The 19,134-nt window shown below is 69.9% G+C and carries 18 protein-coding genes; 3 read left to right on the forward strand and 15 right to left on the reverse strand.

What is annotated here, in order from left to right:
• Positions 1-146 precede the first annotated feature (146 nt).
• Positions 147-2,273, reverse strand: coding sequence for a 3-hydroxyacyl-CoA dehydrogenase NAD-binding domain-containing protein (locus HWY45_RS12610; protein ID WP_059883258.1), 2,127 nt, complete (start codon positions 2,271-2,273; stop codon positions 147-149).
• Positions 2,274-2,443: 170 nt separating this feature from the next.
• Here HWY45_RS12610 and HWY45_RS12615 point away from each other — a divergent pair, with 170 nt between their 5' ends.
• Positions 2,444-3,406, forward strand: coding sequence for a LysR family transcriptional regulator (locus HWY45_RS12615; RefSeq protein ID WP_059883257.1), 963 nt, complete (start codon positions 2,444-2,446; stop codon positions 3,404-3,406).
• An 81-nt stretch (positions 3,407-3,487) separates the two neighbouring features.
• The gene (gene ggt, locus HWY45_RS12620; protein WP_059883255.1) at positions 3,488-5,368 is read left to right on the forward strand and encodes a gamma-glutamyltransferase; all 1,881 of its coding nucleotides are present in this window, start codon (positions 3,488-3,490) and stop codon (positions 5,366-5,368) included.
• Between the two features lie 132 nt (positions 5,369-5,500).
• Here the strand turns inward: ggt and HWY45_RS12625 are convergent, their stop codons facing one another.
• The 6 genes from HWY45_RS12625 to HWY45_RS12650 all read right to left on the reverse strand — a co-directional run bounded on the left by HWY45_RS12625 (position 5,501) and on the right by HWY45_RS12650 (position 10,780).
• Positions 5,501-6,397 carry an ABC transporter permease subunit gene (locus HWY45_RS12625; RefSeq protein WP_462138256.1) on the reverse strand — a complete coding sequence of 299 codons (897 nt, stop codon included), beginning with the start codon at positions 6,395-6,397 and terminating at the stop codon, positions 5,501-5,503.
• A gap of 71 nt (positions 6,398-6,468) precedes the next feature.
• A complete protein-coding gene (locus tag HWY45_RS12630; RefSeq protein ID WP_059566477.1) occupies positions 6,469-7,266 on the reverse strand; it encodes a taurine ABC transporter ATP-binding protein in 798 nt (265 codons plus the stop codon).
• 31 nt (positions 7,267-7,297) lie between these two features.
• Positions 7,298-8,314, reverse strand: a complete 1,017-nt coding sequence (tauA, locus tag HWY45_RS12635; protein ID WP_059883251.1) for a taurine ABC transporter substrate-binding protein — start codon at positions 8,312-8,314, stop codon at positions 7,298-7,300.
• Between the two features lie 259 nt (positions 8,315-8,573).
• Positions 8,574-9,569, reverse strand: a complete 996-nt coding sequence (lipA, locus tag HWY45_RS12640; RefSeq protein ID WP_059566475.1) for a lipoyl synthase — start codon at positions 9,567-9,569, stop codon at positions 8,574-8,576.
• Entirely contained in the window at positions 9,562-10,365 is an 804-nt protein-coding gene (lipB, locus tag HWY45_RS12645) for a lipoyl(octanoyl) transferase LipB (protein ID WP_059566474.1), read from the reverse strand. The genes lipA and lipB overlap by 8 nt, the downstream gene beginning before the upstream one ends.
• 88 nt (positions 10,366-10,453) lie before the next feature.
• Entirely contained in the window at positions 10,454-10,780 is a 327-nt protein-coding gene (locus HWY45_RS12650) for a DUF2917 domain-containing protein (protein ID WP_059883269.1), read from the reverse strand.
• 102 nt (positions 10,781-10,882) lie between these two features.
• Here HWY45_RS12650 and HWY45_RS12655 point away from each other — a divergent pair, with 102 nt between their 5' ends.
• Positions 10,883-11,827, forward strand: coding sequence for a transcriptional regulator GcvA (locus tag HWY45_RS12655; protein ID WP_059803235.1), 945 nt, complete (start codon positions 10,883-10,885; stop codon positions 11,825-11,827).
• Between the two features lie 15 nt (positions 11,828-11,842).
• Here the strand turns inward: HWY45_RS12655 and HWY45_RS12660 are convergent, their stop codons facing one another.
• The 8 genes from HWY45_RS12660 to HWY45_RS12695 form a co-directional block, all read right to left on the reverse strand.
• A complete protein-coding gene (locus HWY45_RS12660; RefSeq protein WP_010090550.1) occupies positions 11,843-12,151 on the reverse strand; it encodes an HP0495 family protein in 309 nt (102 codons plus the stop codon).
• Positions 12,151-13,077: a D-amino acid aminotransferase gene (locus HWY45_RS12665; protein ID WP_059883249.1), complete on the reverse strand. Its 927-nt coding sequence runs from the start codon at positions 13,075-13,077 to the stop codon at positions 12,151-12,153. The genes HWY45_RS12660 and HWY45_RS12665 overlap by 1 nt, the downstream gene beginning before the upstream one ends.
• Positions 13,078-13,126: 49 nt before the next feature.
• Entirely contained in the window at positions 13,127-14,443 is a 1,317-nt protein-coding gene (locus tag HWY45_RS12670) for a D-alanyl-D-alanine carboxypeptidase family protein (RefSeq protein ID WP_059803237.1), read from the reverse strand.
• A gap of 638 nt (positions 14,444-15,081) precedes the next feature.
• Positions 15,082-15,726: an alpha/beta hydrolase gene (locus tag HWY45_RS12675; RefSeq protein WP_059803239.1), complete on the reverse strand. Its 645-nt coding sequence runs from the start codon at positions 15,724-15,726 to the stop codon at positions 15,082-15,084.
• Positions 15,727-15,743: 17 nt separating this feature from the next.
• Positions 15,744-16,061, reverse strand: a complete 318-nt coding sequence (locus tag HWY45_RS12680) for a (2Fe-2S) ferredoxin domain-containing protein (protein ID WP_059566469.1) — start codon at positions 16,059-16,061, stop codon at positions 15,744-15,746.
• Between the two features lie 101 nt (positions 16,062-16,162).
• Positions 16,163-17,314, reverse strand: coding sequence for a VanZ family protein (locus tag HWY45_RS12685; protein WP_059883246.1), 1,152 nt, complete (start codon positions 17,312-17,314; stop codon positions 16,163-16,165).
• 19 nt (positions 17,315-17,333) lie between these two features.
• Entirely contained in the window at positions 17,334-17,972 is a 639-nt protein-coding gene (locus tag HWY45_RS12690; RefSeq protein ID WP_414143468.1) for an ABC-type transport auxiliary lipoprotein family protein, read from the reverse strand.
• Between the two features lie 19 nt (positions 17,973-17,991).
• A complete protein-coding gene (locus HWY45_RS12695; protein ID WP_059803243.1) occupies positions 17,992-18,921 on the reverse strand; it encodes an MlaD family protein in 930 nt (309 codons plus the stop codon).
• Positions 18,922-19,134: the final 213 nt, after the last annotated feature.

The following is a 19,134-nucleotide window of genomic DNA, read 5'->3' on the forward strand; positions in this document are numbered from 1 at the left end:
ATCCTCCGGTTGCCGGGAAATGCGTGCATTTTCCACCTGGGCACATCGATGCCGTTGGCCCGTGAGGATCCACCTCTTCCTCCGCACTCACATTCACGGGTGGGACGCGTTCATTTCAATTCTCCGTAACGAATTCGGGGCAACGGTCAGTCGACGCGGTTCAGGCTCGCGAAGGTCTCGCCGCGCTCGACCAGCGACACGATCAGCGGCGACGGCTTCCAGAACAGCGGATCCTCTTTCGCGAACGCGCGCAGGTCGGCGAGCACGTTCGCGAGGCCGACGGTATCCGCGTAGTGCATCGGGCCGCCGCGGTGGCGCGGGAAGCCGTAGCCGTGCAGGAACACCGCGTCGACGTCGAGCGGGCGCAGCGCGATCTTCTCGTGCACCACGTTCGCGCCTTCGTTGATCATCGCGGCGAGGTAGCGGCGCAGGATCTCGTCGTCGGTGAACGCGCGCGGCGCGATGCCCTTCTTCGCGCGTTCCTCCGCGACGATCGCATCGACCTCGGGGTCCGGCGTGCCGGTGCGCGCGCCGTCCGGATACAGGTAATAGCCGCGCCCCGTCTTCTGCCCGAACCAGCCGCGCTCGCACAGCCGGTCGGAAATCCCGACATAGCGCGCGCGCGGATCGCGCGTCGCCGCACGGCGCTTGCGGGTCGCCCAGCCGATGTCGCCGCCCGCGAGGTCGACGACCTGGAACGGCCCCATCGGGAAGCCGAACGCGCGCACCGCGCGGTCGATCTGGTACGGCGACGCGCCGTCTTCCATCAGGTAGTCGGCCGCGGTGCGATAGACCGCGAGGATCCGGTTGCCGATGAAGCCGTCGCAGACGCCCGCGTGCACCGGCGTCTTCTTCAGCAGCTTCGCCAGCGCGAACGCGGTCGCGACGACCTCCGGGCTCACGCGCGCGGGCACGACGATCTCGAGCAGCTTCATGATGTTGGCCGGCGAGAAGAAATGCAGGCCGATCACGTCGCCGGGCCGCTCGATGCTCGCGGCCAGCCGGTCGATGTCGAGATACGACGTGTTGGTCGCGAGCACCGCGCCCGGCTTGCACGCGCGCGCAAGCGCCGCGAACACGGCCTGCTTGACGTCCATGTCCTCGAACACGGCCTCGATCACGACGTCGACCTGCGCGAGCGCGTCGTACGACGTGCTGCCCTTCAGCCGCGCCAGCCGCGCCGCATGCGCGGCGGGCGTCATGCGGCCCTTCGCGACGAGCCCGTCGTAGACCTTCTCGACGTGCGCGCGGCCGCGCGCGAGCGACGCGTCGTCGCGCTCGATCATCGTCACCGGCAGCCCGGCGTCGAGCGCGGCCACCGCGATGCCCGCGCCCATCGTGCCGCCGCCCACCACGCCGATCCGCTCGACCGGCCGCGCGCTCGCGTGGCGCGCCTCGGGCGCCTTCGCGGCCTCGCGCTCCGCGAAGAACGCATGCACGAGGCCCGCGCGCTGCGGGCTGTCGATGCACTGCAGGAACAGGCTGCGTTCGAGCGCCATCCCCGCATCGAACGACTGCGTGAGCGCGGCCTCGACCGCGTCGACGATCTTCGCCGGCGAGAACAGCCCGCGCGACTTCTTCGCGAGTTCGTCGCGCGCCGCGTCGATCGCCGCTTGCGCGGCCGCGCGGTCCGCCAGCCCCTGCGCGTCGCGGCTGCGCCGCGCGGGCGCGCCGAGCGACAGCAATTCCTGCACGTATGCGAGCCCTTCGGCGAGCGTGTCGTCGCTGTGCGCGAGACGGTCGACGAGGCCGAGCGCGAGCGCCTCGTCCGCGCTCGCGTGGCGGCCGGACAGCATCAGGTCGAGCGCGGCCTTCGCGCCGATCAGGCGCGGCGCGCGCTGCGTGCCGCCCGCGCCGGGCAGCAGGCCGAGCGTCACTTCGGGCAGGCCGAGCTTCGCGCCCGGCACCGCGAGCCGGTAATGCGCGGCCAGCGCGACCTCGAGGCCTCCGCCGAGCGTCGCGCCGTGCAGCGCGACCACGACCGGCTTCGCGCTCGACTCGATCCGCTCGCACACGTCCGGCAGCGACGGCGGCACGGGCGGCTTGCCGAACTCGCGGATGTCGGCGCCCGCGATGAAGTTGCGCCCCGCGCCGACGATCAGCACCGCGTGGATCGCGGCGTCGGACTGCGCGGCGTCGAGCGCATCGGCGAGGCCGCGCCGGACGTCGGCGGACAGCGCGTTGACGGGCGGATGGTCTAGTGTGACGACCAGCACCTTGTCGCGCCGTTCGCGCGTGACCGGGCCGGTGTCGGGGGAGGGGGAGAGGTTCATCGGGGCACCTGCGATGCGGGAGAGGTCACCGGCCGGACGCCGGGCGTGACTCGATTCTCGATTGATCGAGATTCATTGACAATTCCCTCGCTCTTTTACAAGCTGTCAAATCCGGCTTGACTCTGAATGCGTGCAAACCGTTAAACGGGACAGATGAGGAGACCTCGGGCATGGACCTGAACGCGCTGACGCTGCTCGTCGAGATTCTCGACGCGGGCAATCTCAGCAAGGCTGCGCAGCGGCTCAAGATGAGCCGCGCGAACGTCAGCTACCGGCTGAACCAGCTCGAGCGCTCGATCGGCCAGCAGCTGGTGCGGCGCACGACGCGCCGCATCGAGCCGACCGAGATCGGGCTGAAGCTGTACGAGCATGGCCGGCGCATCCGCAACGAGCTGCTCGCCGCGCAGGAATCGGTGACGACGCTCGGCCAGGACCTGCAGGGCCGCGTGCGGCTGTCGGTGCCGAGCGGCTACGGGCAGCTCGTGATGTCGGACTGGCTGCTCGCGTTCAAGCGGCTGTATCCGGGCATCGTGCTCGACGTCGTGTTCGAGAACCGCGTCGAGGATCTCGTGCGCGACGAGGTCGACATCGCGATCCGCGTGATGTCCGAGCCGCCGCAGAACCTCGTCGCGCGCGACATGGGCGCGGTGCGCTACGTCGCGTGCGCGTCGCCGGCGTTCGCGGCCGCGCACGGGATGCCGGCCGGGCTCGACGCGCTGTCGGACGCGCCCGTGATCACCGCGACGGTGATGGGCCGCCAGTTGCGGATCGCCGCGTATCTCGGCGACGAGCGCCACGAGGTGCTGCTCGAGCCGACGCTGATCTCGGAGAACTTCCTGTTCCTGCGCCAGGCGATCCTCGCTGGGCTCGGCGTCGGCATCGTGCCGGACTACGTCGTGCACGACGACGTGCGGCGCGGCGCGGTCGTCACGTCGCTCGACGCATACCGGCTGTCGATCTTCGGCACGCACATGTACATGCTCTACATGCCGAACCGCCACCACACGCGTGCGACCGCAACGTTCATAGAGTTCATCCTCGAACAGGCCGGAAAGACCGGCCGGGGCGGGCCGAACGCGCTGCGTCAGGGTTTCCGGTCGGATGACAATGCGCTCGCGGCGCGGCGACAATAGCGCGCGCCGGAGCGCGTCGGCCGATACCGGCGCGCCGCCGCTTCGTTTCAGGTTCCCGCATTCACACCTGCCGAGGGTTCAATGTCCGACCGGATCCGCCTGCGCCCGCGTTCGTGGGCGATGCTCGCCGCCGCTGCCGCGCTCGTCGCGTTCAATGCCGCGTGCACGTCCCCCGCGCCGCCCGCCGGCGCGGCAGCCGCGCCCGCCACGGCCTCCGCCGCATCGGCCGCCGTCGCGCCGGTCGCGCATGCGCCCGAGCTGTCGTCCGGCTGGATCGACAAGCCGGGCTGGACCGCGCAGCGCTACATGGTGGCCGCCGCGAATCCGCTCGCGGCGCAGGCCGGCTACGAGATGCTGAAGGCGGGCGGCACCGCGATCGACGCGGCCATCGCAACGCAGATGGTGCTGGCGCTCGTCGAGCCGCAATCGTCGGGCATCGGCGGCGGCGCGTTCATGCTGTATTTCGACGGCAAGGCCGCGCAGGCGTACGACGGCCGCGAAACCGCGCCGGCCGCCGCGACCGAGCGCCTGTTCTACGGGCCGACCGGCCAGCCGATGAGCTTCTACGAGGGCGTCGTCGGCGGGCGCTCGGTCGGCACGCCCGGCGTGCTGCGCATGCTCGACGCCGCCCACCGCGCGCACGGCAGGCTGCCGTGGCGGCGCCTGTTCCAGCCGGCGATCCGGCTCGCCGAGCACGGCTTCACGATCAGCCCGCGGCTCGCGACGCTGATCGCGAGCGACAGGTACCTGATGAAGGACCCGGCCGCGCGCGCGTATTTCTACAACCCGGACGGCACGCCGAAACCGGCCGGCACGATCCTGAAGAACCCGCCGCTCGCGGCCGTGCTGCGCCAGGTCGCGGACCACGGCGCGAACGCGTTCTACTCGGGCGCGATCGCGCGCGACATCGTCGCGAAGGTGCGCCGGCACCCGACCAACCCGGGCCTGCTGTCGCTGCAGGATCTCGCGCGCTACAAGGCGAAGGTGCGCGAGCCGCTGTGCACCGACTACCGCCGCTCGGTGGTGTGCGGGATGCCGCCGCCGTCGTCGGGCGGCCTCGCGATCGCGCAGATGCTCGGCATCCTCGAGGCGATGCCCGACTGGCAGCAGATCGGCGCGCAGAAGCCGGTGCGCAACGACGTCGGCTTCGAGCCGACGCCGTTCGCCGCGCACCTGTTCAGCGAGGCCGGCCGCCTCGCGTACGCGGACCGCGCGCGCTACGTCGCGGATCCGGATTTCGCGCCGCTGCCGGGCGGCGGCTGGGCGAGCCTCGTCGACAAGCGCTATCTCGCGCAGCGCGCGCGCCTGATCGGCGACGGCAGCATGGGCGCCGCGCAGGCCGGCACGCCGCAGGGCGCGACGCTCGCGCTCGCCGACGACCGCAGCCCCGAGCTGCCGTCGACGTCCGACCTCGCGATCGTCGACCGTTACGGCCAGGCGCTGTCGATGACGACGAGCGTCGAGGACGCGTTCGGCTCACGGATGATGGTGCGCGGCTTCATGCTGAACAACCAGCTCACCGATTTCTCGTTCGTGTCGAGCGAGAACGGCCGGCCGGTCGCGAACCGCGTGCAGCCCGGCAAGCGGCCGCGCTCGGCGATGTCGCCGGAACTCGTGTTCGACAAGAAGACGAAGCAGGTCACGCTGGCGGTCGGCTCCGCGGGCGGGCCGGCGATCATCAATCACGTTTCGAAGGCGCTGGTCGGCGTGCTCGACTGGGGGATGACGATGCAGCAGGCGATCGCGCTGCCGAACTTCGGGTCGATGAACGGGCCGACGCAGCTCGAGCGCGGCCGCGTGTCGGACGCGCTCGTCGACGGGCTGAAGGGGCGCGGGCACGACGTGCAGGTCGTCCAGATGAATTCGGGGCTGCAGGGCATCCAGCGGCTGAACGTCGAGGGGCGCACGGTCTGGTTCGGCGGCGCGGACCCACGGCGCGAAGGGATCGCGATGGGGGATTGAGAACCGGGCGATGCATTCATCGCTGCGTGCGGCGGCCTGCCGACGATCGTGCGCATGCGCATCCGAGCGGCCGCCGGCGCGATGGCGCGCGCGAGCCGCGCACGTCGCGTCGGGCCGCCAAGGTCACACGGCCTATCCCCTTCCCTTCCACGGCACGACCCGCCGCTCGACCCAGCGCATCGCGAGATCGAACAGCCACGCGATCGCGCCGATGATCAGGATTCCCATCACGACGAGATCCGTGCGCAGGAAGCTCGACGCGTTGAGCACCATCTGCCCGAGCCCGGCCGTCGCGGCGACCATCTCGGCCGCGACGAGCGTCGTCCAGCCGAAGCCGATCGCGATCCGCAGCCCGGTGAGGATTTCCGGCAGCGCGGCCGGCAGCACCACGTGCCGCACGATCTGCGCAAAGCTGCCGCCGAGCGAATACGCGGCGTTGATCTGCTCGACCGTCGCGGCCCGCACGCCCGCGCGCGCCGCCATCGCGATCGGCGCGAAGCACGCGAGGAAGATCACGACGAGCTTCGCGGTCTCGTCGATGCCGAACCAGATCACGACGAGCGGCAGGTAGGCAAGCGGCGGCAGTGGCCGGTAGAACTCCAGCAGCGGATCGAGCACGCCGCGCGCGACGCGGCTCACGCCCATCAGGATGCCGGCCGGCACGCCGAGCGCGGTTGCCAGCACGAACGCGCCGAACACGCGCGCGGCGCTCCACAGCAGGTGCTCGGACAGCGGCAGGCCGCCCTGGATGCGCCCGTGCCACGCGTCGACGAACGCGGCCCACACCGCTTCCGGCGCGGGCAGGAACAGCGGCGGCAGCCATTGACGGTGCGTCGCGACCCACCACAGCACGGCCAGCGCAGCCACCGTCGCCACGCTCAGCGCGCCCGTCTTCCCCTGCCCCGGCAACCGGTAGCGGCGCGACGCGCGCGCGGGCCGCGCGGCGGCGGCACGCTGCGGCGCGGCCGTGCGATCCTGCTCGAAACCTGCGGCCGCGCGATCGGCCGCCCACGAATCCTGCGTGCTCATGCTGTCCTGCCTGTGCAAAGTGCTGATCCGGCCGTGTCCGACGGCCGCGCCCTGCCGCGCGAGCTCGCTCGTCACGCAGCCTCTCCGACCGTCTCGTCGCGATGCAGATATGCGATCAGCCGCTCGCGCCACGCGATGAAATCGGGCGACGACTTCACCGCGCGCGCATCGCGCGATTCGACGTAGCGGCGCGCGAACGGCAGCTCGAAGGTCTCGGCGATGCGGCCCGGCCCCGGCGTCATCACGACGAGCCGCGTCGCGAGAAACAGCGCCTCCTCGACGTCGTGCGTGATGAAGAACACCGTCTTGCCGGTGCGTGCCCACACGTCGAGCACGAGCGCCTGCATCGTGCCGCGCGTCATCGCGTCGAGCGCGCCCATCGGCTCGTCCATCAGCAGCACGCGCGGATCGCTGGCCAGCGCGCGCGCGATGCCGACGCGCTGCTGCATGCCGCCCGACAATTCGTACACGCGTGCCTGCGCATGGCGCTCGAGCCCGACGAGCGCCAGCATCTCCTGCGCACGCCGCGTGCGCTCGGCCTTCGGCACGCGCGCGAAGCGCAGCCCGAGCGCGACGTTGTCGAGCACGTCGAGCCACGGCAGCAGCGCGTATTTCTGGAACACGACGCCGCGGTCCGCGCCGGGGCCCGTCACGGTCGCGCCGTCGACGCGGACTTCGCCGGTCGTCGGCGCGACGAAGCCGGCCATGCAGTTCAGCAACGTCGTCTTGCCGCAGCCCGACGCGCCGAGCGCGACGACGAACTCGCCCGACTCGAGCGTCAGGTCGACCTGCGCGAGCGCCTGCGTCGTCGGCCGCCCGCGCTCGCCCGGATAAGCCACCGACACCTGTCGGACTTCCAGCGTGCTCATGTCTGTCGCTCCGCGATGCGTCGCCGCGCGTTCAGCGCGCGGCCTTCTGCACGAACTGCGGATCGACGCCGACCGAGTAATCGGCGAGCACCGTCTGGATCGTGCCCTGCGTCTTCAGGAACGCGGCCGTCGCCGCGAGCGACTTCGCCGCGCCCGATTGCGCGCCGCCGCCGAGCCACGTCGGCGATGCCTGCTCGGCCGGCGTCGGGAACGCATAGAGCGCGAGGCTCGCGGGCACGTCCTGCGCGTTCGCGCCCGACACCTTCGCGACGGCCGCGACCTGCGGCGAGCCGAGCTTCCAGGCGGCGGCATGCGCGCGGTAATCGGCGTCGGCGGACGCGAGCACCTTCACGAAGCGCGCGACGAACTCGGGGTTGTCGCGCGCGAACTTGCGGCTCACGACGAAGCCGTCGAAGGTCGCCTTGCCGCTCTGCTTCGCGACCTGGCCGGACGTCGTCAGCACCGTGCCGGACTGCTTGACCTTCGCGAGCACCGGGTCCCAGATGTAGGTTGCGTCGATGTCGCCGCGCGTCCACGCCGCCGCGACTTCGGGCGGGCGCAGGTTGACGATCTTCACGTCGTTCGGGTTGACGCCCGCGGCCTGCAGCGCGACGAGCGTATGGAAGTGCGACGTCGACACGAACGGCACGCCGATCTTCCTGCCCTTGAGCGCGGCAACGTTGGTCACGCCCGAGCCGTTGCGCGCGACGAGCGCCTCGGCGTCGTTGATGTTGTCGAGGATCCAGAACAGCGAGATGTCGAGCCCCTGCGACAGGCCGGCCGCGATCGGGCTCGAGCCCGCCTCGCCGAGCTGCACCGAGCCCGACGCGAGCGCGCGGATCACGTCCGCGCCGCTGTCGAGCTTGCGGAACGTGACCTTGTAGCCGGTCGCCTTCTCGACTTCGCCGCTCGCCTGCGCGTAGCGCCACGGCACGACCATGTCTTGGTACGCGATCACGACCTCGCGCGATTCGGCGTGCGCCGCGCCGAGCGCGGCAAAGGCGGTCAGCGCGACGACGGCGCGGCGGACGAAGCTGAAACGGGACATGCGGCTCTCCTTCGGAATGCGGGCGTTGCTGCGGGAGAGCCGACTATAGGAGGTTTGCGCGGGGCCGGAGCGAACTTATCCTGCGAAGCTATCGACGCCGTTTCCGCTTTGCTTTCCACGCTGGATTGGATCGCGCGTCCGGTCGGGTGGCGATTGTCGTGCGCGGGCGCGGGCCGCTGCCGGGCGACACAGACAAAAAAGCCCGCATCGCTGCGGGCTTTTCCGGGTTCGCCGTGACGAAGCGAAGGCGCTTGTATCTTTAGACCACGCCCGCCCCATGCGCCTGCAGATCCGCGTGATAGCTCGACCGCACCATCGCGCCGACCGCCGCGTGCGTGAAGCCCATCTTGTACGCCTCTTCCTCGTACATCTTGAAGGTGTCCGGATGCACGTATGCGCGCACCGGCAGGTGGTGCTCGGACGGCTGCAGGTACTGGCCGATCGTCAGCATGTCGACGTCGTGCGCGCGCAGGTCGCGCATCACCTGCAGGATTTCCTCTTCGGTCTCGCCGAGGCCGACCATCAGGCCCGACTTCGTCGCGACGTCCGGATGCAGCGCCTTGAAGTCCTTCAGCAGCTTCAGCGAGTGCGCGTAGTCCGAACCGGGGCGCGCTTCCTTGTACAGGCGCGGCACCGTCTCGAGGTTGTGGTTCATCACGTCAGGCGGCGCGGCGTTCAGGATCGAGATCGCGCGGTCGAGACGGCCGCGGAAATCCGGCGTGAGAATTTCGATGCGCGTGTCCGGCGACTGCGCGCGCGTTTCGCGGATGCACTCGACGAAGTGGGCGGCGCCGCCGTCGCGCAGGTCGTCGCGGTCGACGCTCGTGATCACCACGTACTTGAGCTTCAGCGCGGCGATCGTGCGGGCGAGGTTCTTCGGTTCGTCCGCGTCGAGCGGATCGGGGCGGCCGTGGCCGACGTCGCAGAACGGGCAGCGGCGCGTGCACTTGTCGCCCATGATCATGAACGTCGCGGTGCCCTTGCCGAAGCATTCGCCGATGTTCGGGCAGCTCGCTTCCTCGCACACGGTGTGCAGGTTGTGCTCGCGCAGGATCGTCTTGATCTCGTTGAAGCGCGAGCTGCCGGTGGCCGCCTTCACGCGGATCCACTCGGGCTTCTTCAGCTTCTCGATCGGAATGACCTTGATCGGGATGCGCGCCGTCTTCGCCTGCGCCTTCTGCTTGGCGGTCGGATCGTAGGCAGGGGTCGTCGCGGCCGAATCAGCCGGTGCGGGGGAAGCGGTAACGTCAGTCATTCGAATGTTCCAGTGCCTGCGGCTTGTCGGCGGCCGCGAGTTCGCCGTCGAGGTTGGCGATCAGACGGCGCACCAGCGTGTGCGCGACGTCGTTCCAGTCGGCGGCAACCTCGAGGCTCGCCATGTCGACGGTTTCCAGTCCGGCATAGCCGCACGGGTTGATCGCAAGAAACGGGCGCAGATCCATCTTCACGTTCAGGCACAGCCCGTGATAGCTGCAGCCGTTGCGGATCTTCAGGCCGAGGGCCGCGATCTTCGCGCCTTCGTGCACGCCGGATGCCACGTAGATGCCCGGCGCGCCCGCCTTGCGGACCGAAGCGAGATTATACGCCGCGAGGGTTTCGATCACGGCCTCCTCGATCTTCGTCACGAGCGTGCGCACCATCAGCTTGCGCCGGCGCAGGTCGAGCAGCAGGTAGACGACGATCTGGCCGGGGCCGTGGTAGGTGATCTGCCCGCCGCGGTCGACCTTGACGAGCGGCACGCCGCTGTCGGCCACCAGCAGGTGGGCCGGGTCGCCCGCCTGCCCGAGCGTGTAGACGGGCGGATGCTCGACGACCCAGATCTCGTCGCCGGTGTCGGCCGTGCGCGAATCGGTGAACGCGCGCATCGCGTCGAAGCTCGCCTCGTACGACTCGACGCCGCGCCAGCGAACCGTGACGGCCGGTTGGACGACCGGCTGGGCAGCCGGTAGAACGACCGGCTGGTCCGGCTGATCCGGCTGGGCCGCAGCGGCGGCGGGTGAATCGGAAGCGGCGACAGGCGTGGACACGATGAAAACCGGCGAGACGGACATGGGCGGTAGTTTACCGAAAACCCATGGGTCTCGCCGGCAATGGAAAGGGACGGATCGTCGGCATCCGCCCCGGCAGGAAGGCTGCGCGTCAGACGGTGCGCCAGCCGTCGTTGAGCAGCGCGGCGACGCGCTCGCGCAGCTTTTCGAGGCCCTTGCGCGCGATCTCCTTCGGCGGCCGCGCGACGGAGAACGCGACATGGGCGCTCTGCCCACCCTCGGCGCTCAGCCACAGCCGCTCGCCGCGGCGCAGCTTCAGCGTTTCGCCGTCCGCGAGGAAGTAGTCGTCGACGTCGTTGCTGCGCGTCGCCCACACCGGCCCGCACTGAATCGTCAGCCGCGTGCTGCGCTGCACCTTCAGCGGGACGGTTTCGCCAGGGGGGATTTCGAACGTGATGCTTGAAGAGATTTCTTGCATGATCGGCTCCACCAAAAAATGCTTCGATGGCTACAATCGTAGTCATCTACAGGCGTCCGACCAAACGACCAATTTTCACGTCAATGTGAGGAAAATTATCAAATGGACCTGCGCCAGCTCCCCCCGCTGAACGCGATTCGCGCGTTCGAGGCGGCCGCCCGCCACGAAAACTTCTCGCGCGCCGCCGACGAGCTGTTCGTCACGCACGGCGCGGTCAGCCACCAGGTGCGCGCGCTCGAGGAGGAACTCGGCGTGCAGCTGTTCACCCGCAACGGCAAGCGCCTGTGCCTGACCGACGCGGGCAACCGCTATGCGCAACAGATCCGCACCGCGCTGATGATGCTCGCCGACGCCACCCGCGAAGTGCGCGCGAGCGACCGCGACCGGCGGCTCGTGATCTCGATGCTGTCGTCGTTCGCGGCGCGCTTCGTGACGCCGCGTATCGGCTCGTTCATCGAGCGGCATCCGGAAATCGACGTGGAGTTGCAGTCGACCAACGCCATCACCGATTTCGCGCGCGACGACGTCGATCTCGCGATCCGCTTCGGGTTCGGCAACTATCCGGGGCTGTACGTGGAGCCGCTGCTCGAGGAAGCGTTCTTCCCGGCCTGCGCGCCGACGCTGAACGGCGGCGTGCTGCCGAAGACGCCGGCCGATCTCGTGCGCTACAACCTGCTGCGCTCGGACGACGAGCTGTGGCGGCCGTGGTTCGACGCGGCGGGCCTCGACACGCTGACCGAGCCGAAGCGCGGGATCCTGTACCAGGATTCGTCGAACCTGCTGCAGGCGGCGATCGACGGCCAGGGCATCGCGCTCGTGCGGCGCTCGCTCGCGGTGCACGAACTGCTGCACGGGCGCCTCGTGCGGCTGTTCGACATCGACGGGCCGAGCCCGTGGCATTACTACTTCGTGTGCCCGCCGCCGCTGTTGAGCACGCCGCGCGTGCAGGCGTTCCGGACGTGGATACTGCAGGAAGTCGCCAGCTTCAAGCTGCTGAGCGACGAACTGGACGCGCGTCGCGCGGCGGCGAAATCCGCCGCCGCGTGAGCGCAAGAGGGAGGGTCAGAGCACGACCTTGACCATCGGATGGCCGGTCAGCGCGCGGTAGATGTTGTCGAGCTGCTCCTGGCTCGTCGCGCGCACGGTGATCGTCAGGCCCGTGTAGTTGCCGCCGCTCGACGCGCGCTCCTCGATCTTCTCGAGGTCGATTTCGTTGTCGTGGACACTCACGACCTTGAAGATCGTGTCCTTGAACTCCGGGTGCGCCTTGCCCATGATCTTGATCGGGAAATCGCACGGGAACTCCAGCAGCGATTCCTTCCGGGTATCGATCGCGCCGGTCAGCTCGACGGTTTTGGACGGTTCGCTCATCACTTTCTCCGGGTTAGGTCAAACTGTTCAAACTCGCGCGCCTTCGCGCGCTGGTACGCGTCGTACAACGCCGCGAATACCGGGCCGGGCTTGCCGCCCTGCACCGGCAGATCGTCGAGCGACGTGACGGGCAGCACCTCCTTCGTCGCCGACGTGATCATGATCTCGTCGGCCGCGCGCAGCTCCACTTCGCTGATCTCGCGCGCAACGAACCGGATCCCGCATTCGTCGGCCAATTCCTCGAGCAGCGCGTAGCGGATCCCCTCAAGGATCCTGTTGCTGCGCGGCGGCGCGATCAGCTCGCCGTTCTTCACGATCCACACGTTCGACGACGAGCCTTCGGTCAGGTTGCCGTCGCGCAGCTGCAGCGTCTCGAACGCGTCGTGCTCGGCCGCATGCTGCGCCATCAGCACGTTGCCGAGCAGCGAGGTCGACTTGATGTCGCAATGCAGCCAGCGGCGATCCTCGGCGGTCACGCAGCGCACGCCCTTCTCGCGCTCCGCCGCGGACGGCACGCGCAGCGGGCTCGTCATCACGAACACGGTCGGCACCGCATTCGCCGGGAACGCATGGCCGCGCTTCGCGACGCCGCGCGTCACCTGAATATAGACGAGCGCGTCGCCGGCGCCGAGGCCGTCGGCGTTCGCCGCGACGACGCGTTCGATCAGCGCGCGCCAGCCCGCCTCGTCGTGCGGGTTGTCGATGCCGATCTTCTTCAGGCTGCGTTCGAGCCGCGCGAGATGATGCGCGATCCGGAACGGTACGTGCGCGCCGTCGTGCGCGTAGACGGGCACGACTTCATACACGCCATCGCCGAAGATGAACCCGCGATCGAGCACCGGCACGCGGGCTTGCGACAGCGGCACCAGCTCTTCCTGCGACGAGACGCTCAGGTAGACGATCGATTCGAATTCGGTTTGGCTCATGGCAATACCAGATGGGGATGAAGTCGTCGAAACAAAGGCCGCGATCCGCTTACTTCTTCTTGCTGAACATCAGCAGGATCGAATCCCAGATACGACCGAAGATACCCGCTTCCGGCACCGCCTGCAGCGCCACGACCGGGAACTGCGACAGCGTCTTGCCGTCGGCGACGATCTTCACGGTGCCGACCGGCTGGCCTTCCGCGAGCGGCGCGATCAGCGGCGCGTTCACCTCGACTTCGGTCTTGACCTTGTCGCCGAGGCCGCGCGGCACCGTCACCCACTGGTCGCCCTTCACGCCGACCTGCACGGTATTCTCCTTGCCCTTGTAGAGGCGCGGCGTCGAGATCGCCTGGCCGCCCTTGAACAGGCGCACCGCGTCGAACGCGCTGTAGCCGTAGCTCAGCATCTTCATGCTGTCCTGCGTGCGGTCGCTTTCCTTGCTCTCGCCCATCATCACCGCGACCAGGCGGCGCGACGCATCGGCCGCGCCCGGCATCGGGCGCTTCGCCGACGAGATCAGGCAGAAGCCCGCCGCCTGCGTGTGGCCGGTCTTCAGGCCATCGACCGTCGGGTCGAGCCACAGCAGCCGGTTGCGGTTGCCCTGGCGGATGTTGTTGTACTTGAATTCCTTCTCCGAGAAGATGCCGTAGTACTGCGGAAAATCACGGATCAGGTGGGCGGACAGCGTCGCGAGGTCGCCGGCCGTCGTGTAGTGGTTCGGGTCGGGCATGCCGTTCACGTCGGCGAAGTGCGTGCCCTTCATGCCGAGGCGCTTGACCTCGTCGTTCATCATGTTGATGAACTGCGCCTCGCTGCCGCCGACCAGCTCGGCCAGCGCGATCGCCGCATCGTTGCCGGACTGGATGATCATCCCGTACACGAGATCGTGCACCGACACCGGCTTGTTCGCCTCGATGAACATCCGCGACTCGTCGCGGCCGACGCGGCGCACGGCCTCGCTCGGCGTGACGATCTGCTCCATCGAGATCTTCTTCTTGTCGAGCGCCTCGAACACGAGGTACGCGGTCATCAGCTTCGTCAGCGACGCCGGCTCGACGCGCTCGTCCGCATTGCCCGATGCGAGCACGGTGTTGCTGGTCGCGTCGACGAGCACCCACGAGCGCGCGTTCACGCCCGGCGGCGGCACCGCGCCCGGCATGTAGGTCGCGGGTGCGCCGGTGGCTTCGGGCGCGGCGGCCGGCGCGGCATGCGCAGCCTTGGCCTTGGCGGCCGGCTTTGCCTCGGCGGCGACGATCGTCGACGCGAGCGCGACGGGCAGCATCACGCCGAGCGCGACGTTGCGCACGGCCACGCTGAGGGTGGTGGAGGAAGCGAGGGACTTGAGGCCTTGGGAAGACAAACGCATGATCGATTCAGGCTGATGGCAGAAAGTGCGGCGCGCAACGCGCGCCGGTTGAATGGCATGGCGGCGGGCGTTTCGGCCTGCGCCTGAATCGTCAGGCGATGCGAAACGCGCCGGTTGGACTCGTGCGGGCGCATTCGGTTCGCGGCCGTCGGCGAGCGGGCGCGACGGCGGCGAAACGAGCGCCGCATGGGCCCGGCCGGGCCGCGGGCGACGCGAAATCCGGCCATTATACGTGGCTGCGGCAAGCGTTTTCGCGATTGCGGCGCGGTTCCAACGCATGCCGGCCGCACGGCGAGCACGCCGCCGGGATGCGCAGGACATCTATCGAAGGGAGATGAAAGGCACGCGCAGGCGGCGTGCAAGTCGCCACCGAGCGCGACTGGGAAGCGACTGGGAAGCGACTGGGAAGCGACTGGGAGACGACTGGGAGACGACTGGGAGACGACTGGGAGGCGACCGGGAGACGACCGGAGGACGACCGGGGGACGACCGGGGGACGACCGGGGGACGACCGGGGGACGACCGGAGGACGACCGGGGGACGACCAGGAAGCGAGCGGGAAGCGACCGGGGGACGACCGGGAAGCGACGAGGACCGCGCCCCGAGCCGCCCGCCCCCGTGCCGCGGCGAAGCGCCGCTCAGCGCCACGCGTCGACGACGACGCGCTTCAGCACATGCAGCTTGCGATGGAAGAAATGCTCGGCGCCGGGAATCACGACGACCGGCAGCTCCTGCGGCCGCGCCCAGTCGTAGACGGACGCGATCGGCACCGTGTCGTCGGTCTCGCCGTGGATCACGAGCGTGTTCTCCGGCACGTCGGCGACCTGCCAGCGGCTCGCGGCCGTGCCGACGAACACCATCCGCTCGATCGCCTGGCCCGCGTCGCGCAGCCGCTGTGCGACGTGCGACAGCACGAAGGTGCCGAACGAGAAACCGGCCAGCACCAGCGGCAGCTCCGCGAGGCCCGGCTGCGCACGCATGTGCGCGAGCACCGCGAGCAGGTCGTCGGCTTCGCCCGCGCCGTTGTCGTGCACGCCCTCGGTCGCGCCGACGCCGCGGAAATTCGACCGGTAGACGATGTAGTTGAGCTGGACGAGCGTGCGCGCGAGCGTCTGCGCGACCTTGTTGTCCATCGTGCCGCCGAACAGCGGATGCGGATGCGCGACGAGCGCGATGCCGCGCGGCGCGGCGCTGCCGTCGCGCACCGCGTCCGGCAGGTCGACGGCGATCTCGATCCGGCCGACCGGGCCGGCGATCAGCGATTTCTGCGTATGTACGTTCATGCGTCGGGCCGGCTCGCTCAGATCTTCAGGCGTTCGACGACCTGGCCGTCGCGCAGGTGCGATTCGACGATCTCGTCGATGTCGGCCTGGTCCACGTACGTGTACCAGGTGCCTTCCGGGTAGACGACCATCACGGGCCCCTCCTCGCAGCGGTCGAGGCAGCCCGCCTTGTTGATGCGGACCTTGCCGGGCCCCGCGAGGCCGAGCTCCTTCACGCGCTTTTTCGCGTATTCCTGCATGGCCTGCGCGTCGCACCGCGCGCAGCTCGGACGTTCGGCGCCGGGTTCGCGCTGGTTCAGGCAGAAGAAGACGTGGTGCTGGTAGTAGGAATCCATGATGGGTGAGGGCAAGCGGCCCGACGGCGAGGCCGGGCCGGCGGTGGCGGGTGAATGGTGCGGACGATTATAGCGAGCGGCGCGCGCGGCTGCCCGGCCCGTCAGCGGCGCCGCGCGGCCGGCAGCCACGCGCGCTCGACGCGCTGCCCGAGCCAGATCAGCGCCGCATAGGGCCAGATCCACGCGAGCCAGCGCGCGATGCTGTTGAAGTGCACGTAGCGGCCCTGGCGCCAGCCCGACAGCGTGTAGTCGAAGAACGGGTTGACGGGCAGCAGGTTCACGAGCGCGACGCCCGCGCACAGCGCGGCGGCCGCGAGCGCGGCCCGCCACGCGCCGGGCACGTACAGCGCGACGAGCGCCGCCGCGAAGCCGAGCTCGATGCCGAGCCGCGCGCCCGGCGTCGCCCACACCACGACGAGCCCGGTGGCCGACTGCATGTACGTCGCGGCGGACTTCAGCGCGAGCGTCGCGACGACGAACGCGATCAGCAGCCGCACGCGCGGCGCGCGCGGCCGCATCGCGAGCGACGCGACCGCGAGCGCCGGAAACAGCATCAGCCCGCCGAGCACGGCTTCCCACGCGGAATCGGACAGCCAGCCGTCGACGCGCTGCGGCCAGTCCGTCACCTGCCATGCGGCCGGCAGCCACGCGAGCAGCGCGTCCTGCATCGACACGTCGGCGCGCTCCCACAGCGCGGCCGGCCAGTCGCCGATGCCGAACAGGAACGGCGACGGAAAGAGGATCGCGAACGGCCACAGCGCGGCCAGCAGCAGCGGCGTCGCGCTGTCCGCCTCGAACCACGCGAAGCGCAGCCGCCTGAGCACGCCGCGCTCGAGCAGCGCGCCGGTGGCCGGCGCGACGAGCGCCGCGCCGAGCAGGGCGCCGAGCGCATTGGCCGCGAGATCGAGATTCGACGCGATGCGCGTCGGCAGGTAGGTCTGCAGCGCCTCCATCGACGCCGACAGCAGCGCGCCGAGCGCCGCGGCGATCAGCGTCGCGCTGCACCCGCGCCAGCGCGGGTGCAGCGCGAGCACCGCGAGCGCGCCGAACGGCAGGTAGCCGAGCACGTTCGTGACGACGTCGAACGCGGTCACATAGCGCTGCATCGGCGCGAACAGATAGTCGAACGGCCCGATGCCGAGCGCGAGCCAGCCGTCGAACGGATACAGCGACGCGTAGACGATGAGCACCGCATACGCGGCGCAGGCCTGCCGCGCCAGCGTCGACGCGCGATGCGAGCCGGACACGCTCATCGCGAACGCGGCCCGCGCGTCACGGCGTGCCCGCGTAGGCCCGCATGCCGACCCACGCGGCGATCTGCGCCACCAGGTCGTCGCTCGCCGTCGCGAGCGCCCGCGCGCCGCCGGCGGCGTCGGGCGTGCTCGACGGCGCGCGCGCGACGAACGTGCGCTGGCCGAGCACCTTGCCGTCCAGCGTGAGCGTCGCGCGCGCGGTGACCGCGCCGTGGCTCTGCGACTCGCCGTCGAACACCTGCTCGAACTCGTTCAGGTCGATCTTGAGGGTCGGCGCGCGCACGCCGTCGGAGCCTTCGAGCACCGCGCCGCGCGACGACAGCGCGCTGCGCAGCCGCTGCGTGAGCAGTTGCGCGGGCGGCGCGGTCCAGCGGCTGTCGCGGTACACGGCGGTGCGCTGCGCATCCGCGTACGCGAGCCGGTACACGAACTTGTCGGAATCGAGCGCGTCGGGCGCGGCGACGTCGAGCACCTTCAGCGCGGGGCCCGTGCCTGCGGTCGCGGTCGATGCGGCCGGGCCGAGGTCGTAGCGGATGTTCGACTGCGCCGCGCGTTCGCTCGCGCAGCCGGCGGCAAGCGTGAGCGCCAGCGCCGCCAGCGCGGCCGCGGCCGGGCGCAGCGCGCGGGCAAGGGTTCGGGACATGGCGTGTTCCTGCATGAAGGTTCTCGGTTCGATGTCAGTGGCCGGCCGTGGCGCCCGGCCAGGCGAAGCCCGCCTCGCCCGGCCCGGGCGCGGCGCCCGGGGCGCCGAACAGCAGGCTGCGCGGATTGCGGCCGAGCTCGCCCGCGACGTCCTTCAGCTGCCGCGACGCATCGCCGACGCTCGCCGCCAGCGCGTTGAAGCGCGGCAGCGTGTCGTACTGCACGCGCGCGTTCAGCTCGTTCAGCGCGACGCCGATCTGCTCGGCCGCCGTGCCGGCCTTGTTCAGGTTCGCGACGAGCGGGCCGTTCGGCTGCAGCATCGTGCTCGCCGACGCCATCGCGCGGTTCACCTCGCGCATCGTCGCCGGCAGCTCGGCCACCGCCGGCGCGAGCTGCTTCGACAGCGTCGTCGCGCCGTCCGCCGCGTGCTGCAGGCTTTCCGCCGTCGCGCGCAGCTGCTCGCGCATCTCGGGCGACATCAGCTCGTTCGCGCTCTGCGCCGCCAGTTCGAGCTGCCGCAGCAGCACGTCGCCGCGCTGCTGGATCTGGTCGAACAGGCTCGGGTGCATCGGGATCTGCGCGACCGCCTTCGACGACGACGGCAGCGGCGACAGGTCGCTGCCCGTGTCGTCGAGCTGCACGAACGCGATGCCCGTCACGCCCTGGAAGCCGAGGCTGCCGAACGTCGACTGCGTGATCGGCGCGGTCTTGTCGACCAGGATGCGGATCCGGATCTGCCCCGGATGCGTGCGGTCGAAGCCGATCGACTGCACCTTGCCGACGTCGAGGCCGCGAAAGCGCACCGCCGCGTCCGGGAACAGCCCGGTGACGTTGGTGCGCGCGATCAGGTCGTACGGGATGCGCACGGTGCGGTCGACGTTGAACCAGAACACGGCGCCCGCGATCGCGAGCGTCAGCGCGATCGTGAACAGGCCGGCCCAGAACGCATGTGATTTGTTTTCCATTCGCGGGTTCCGTTAGGGTCTGTTTACATATGGAACGCACATGCGTTGCCACGAGAACGGCCGCTCGCGAGGCGCGCGACGCAGCGAATACCGGGCGTATTCGCAAGGAGCGCAACGCGGCGTGCGGCCGTTCTCGTGGCAACCCCAAATCTGAAAATTATTCCACGGGAATGCCCGAAATCGCCCGCATGGCGGCGTCGCTCGTCGCTTGTC

The organism is Burkholderia stagnalis (genome assembly GCF_902830275.1).
Taxonomy (GTDB): domain Bacteria; phylum Pseudomonadota; class Gammaproteobacteria; order Burkholderiales; family Burkholderiaceae; genus Burkholderia; species Burkholderia stagnalis.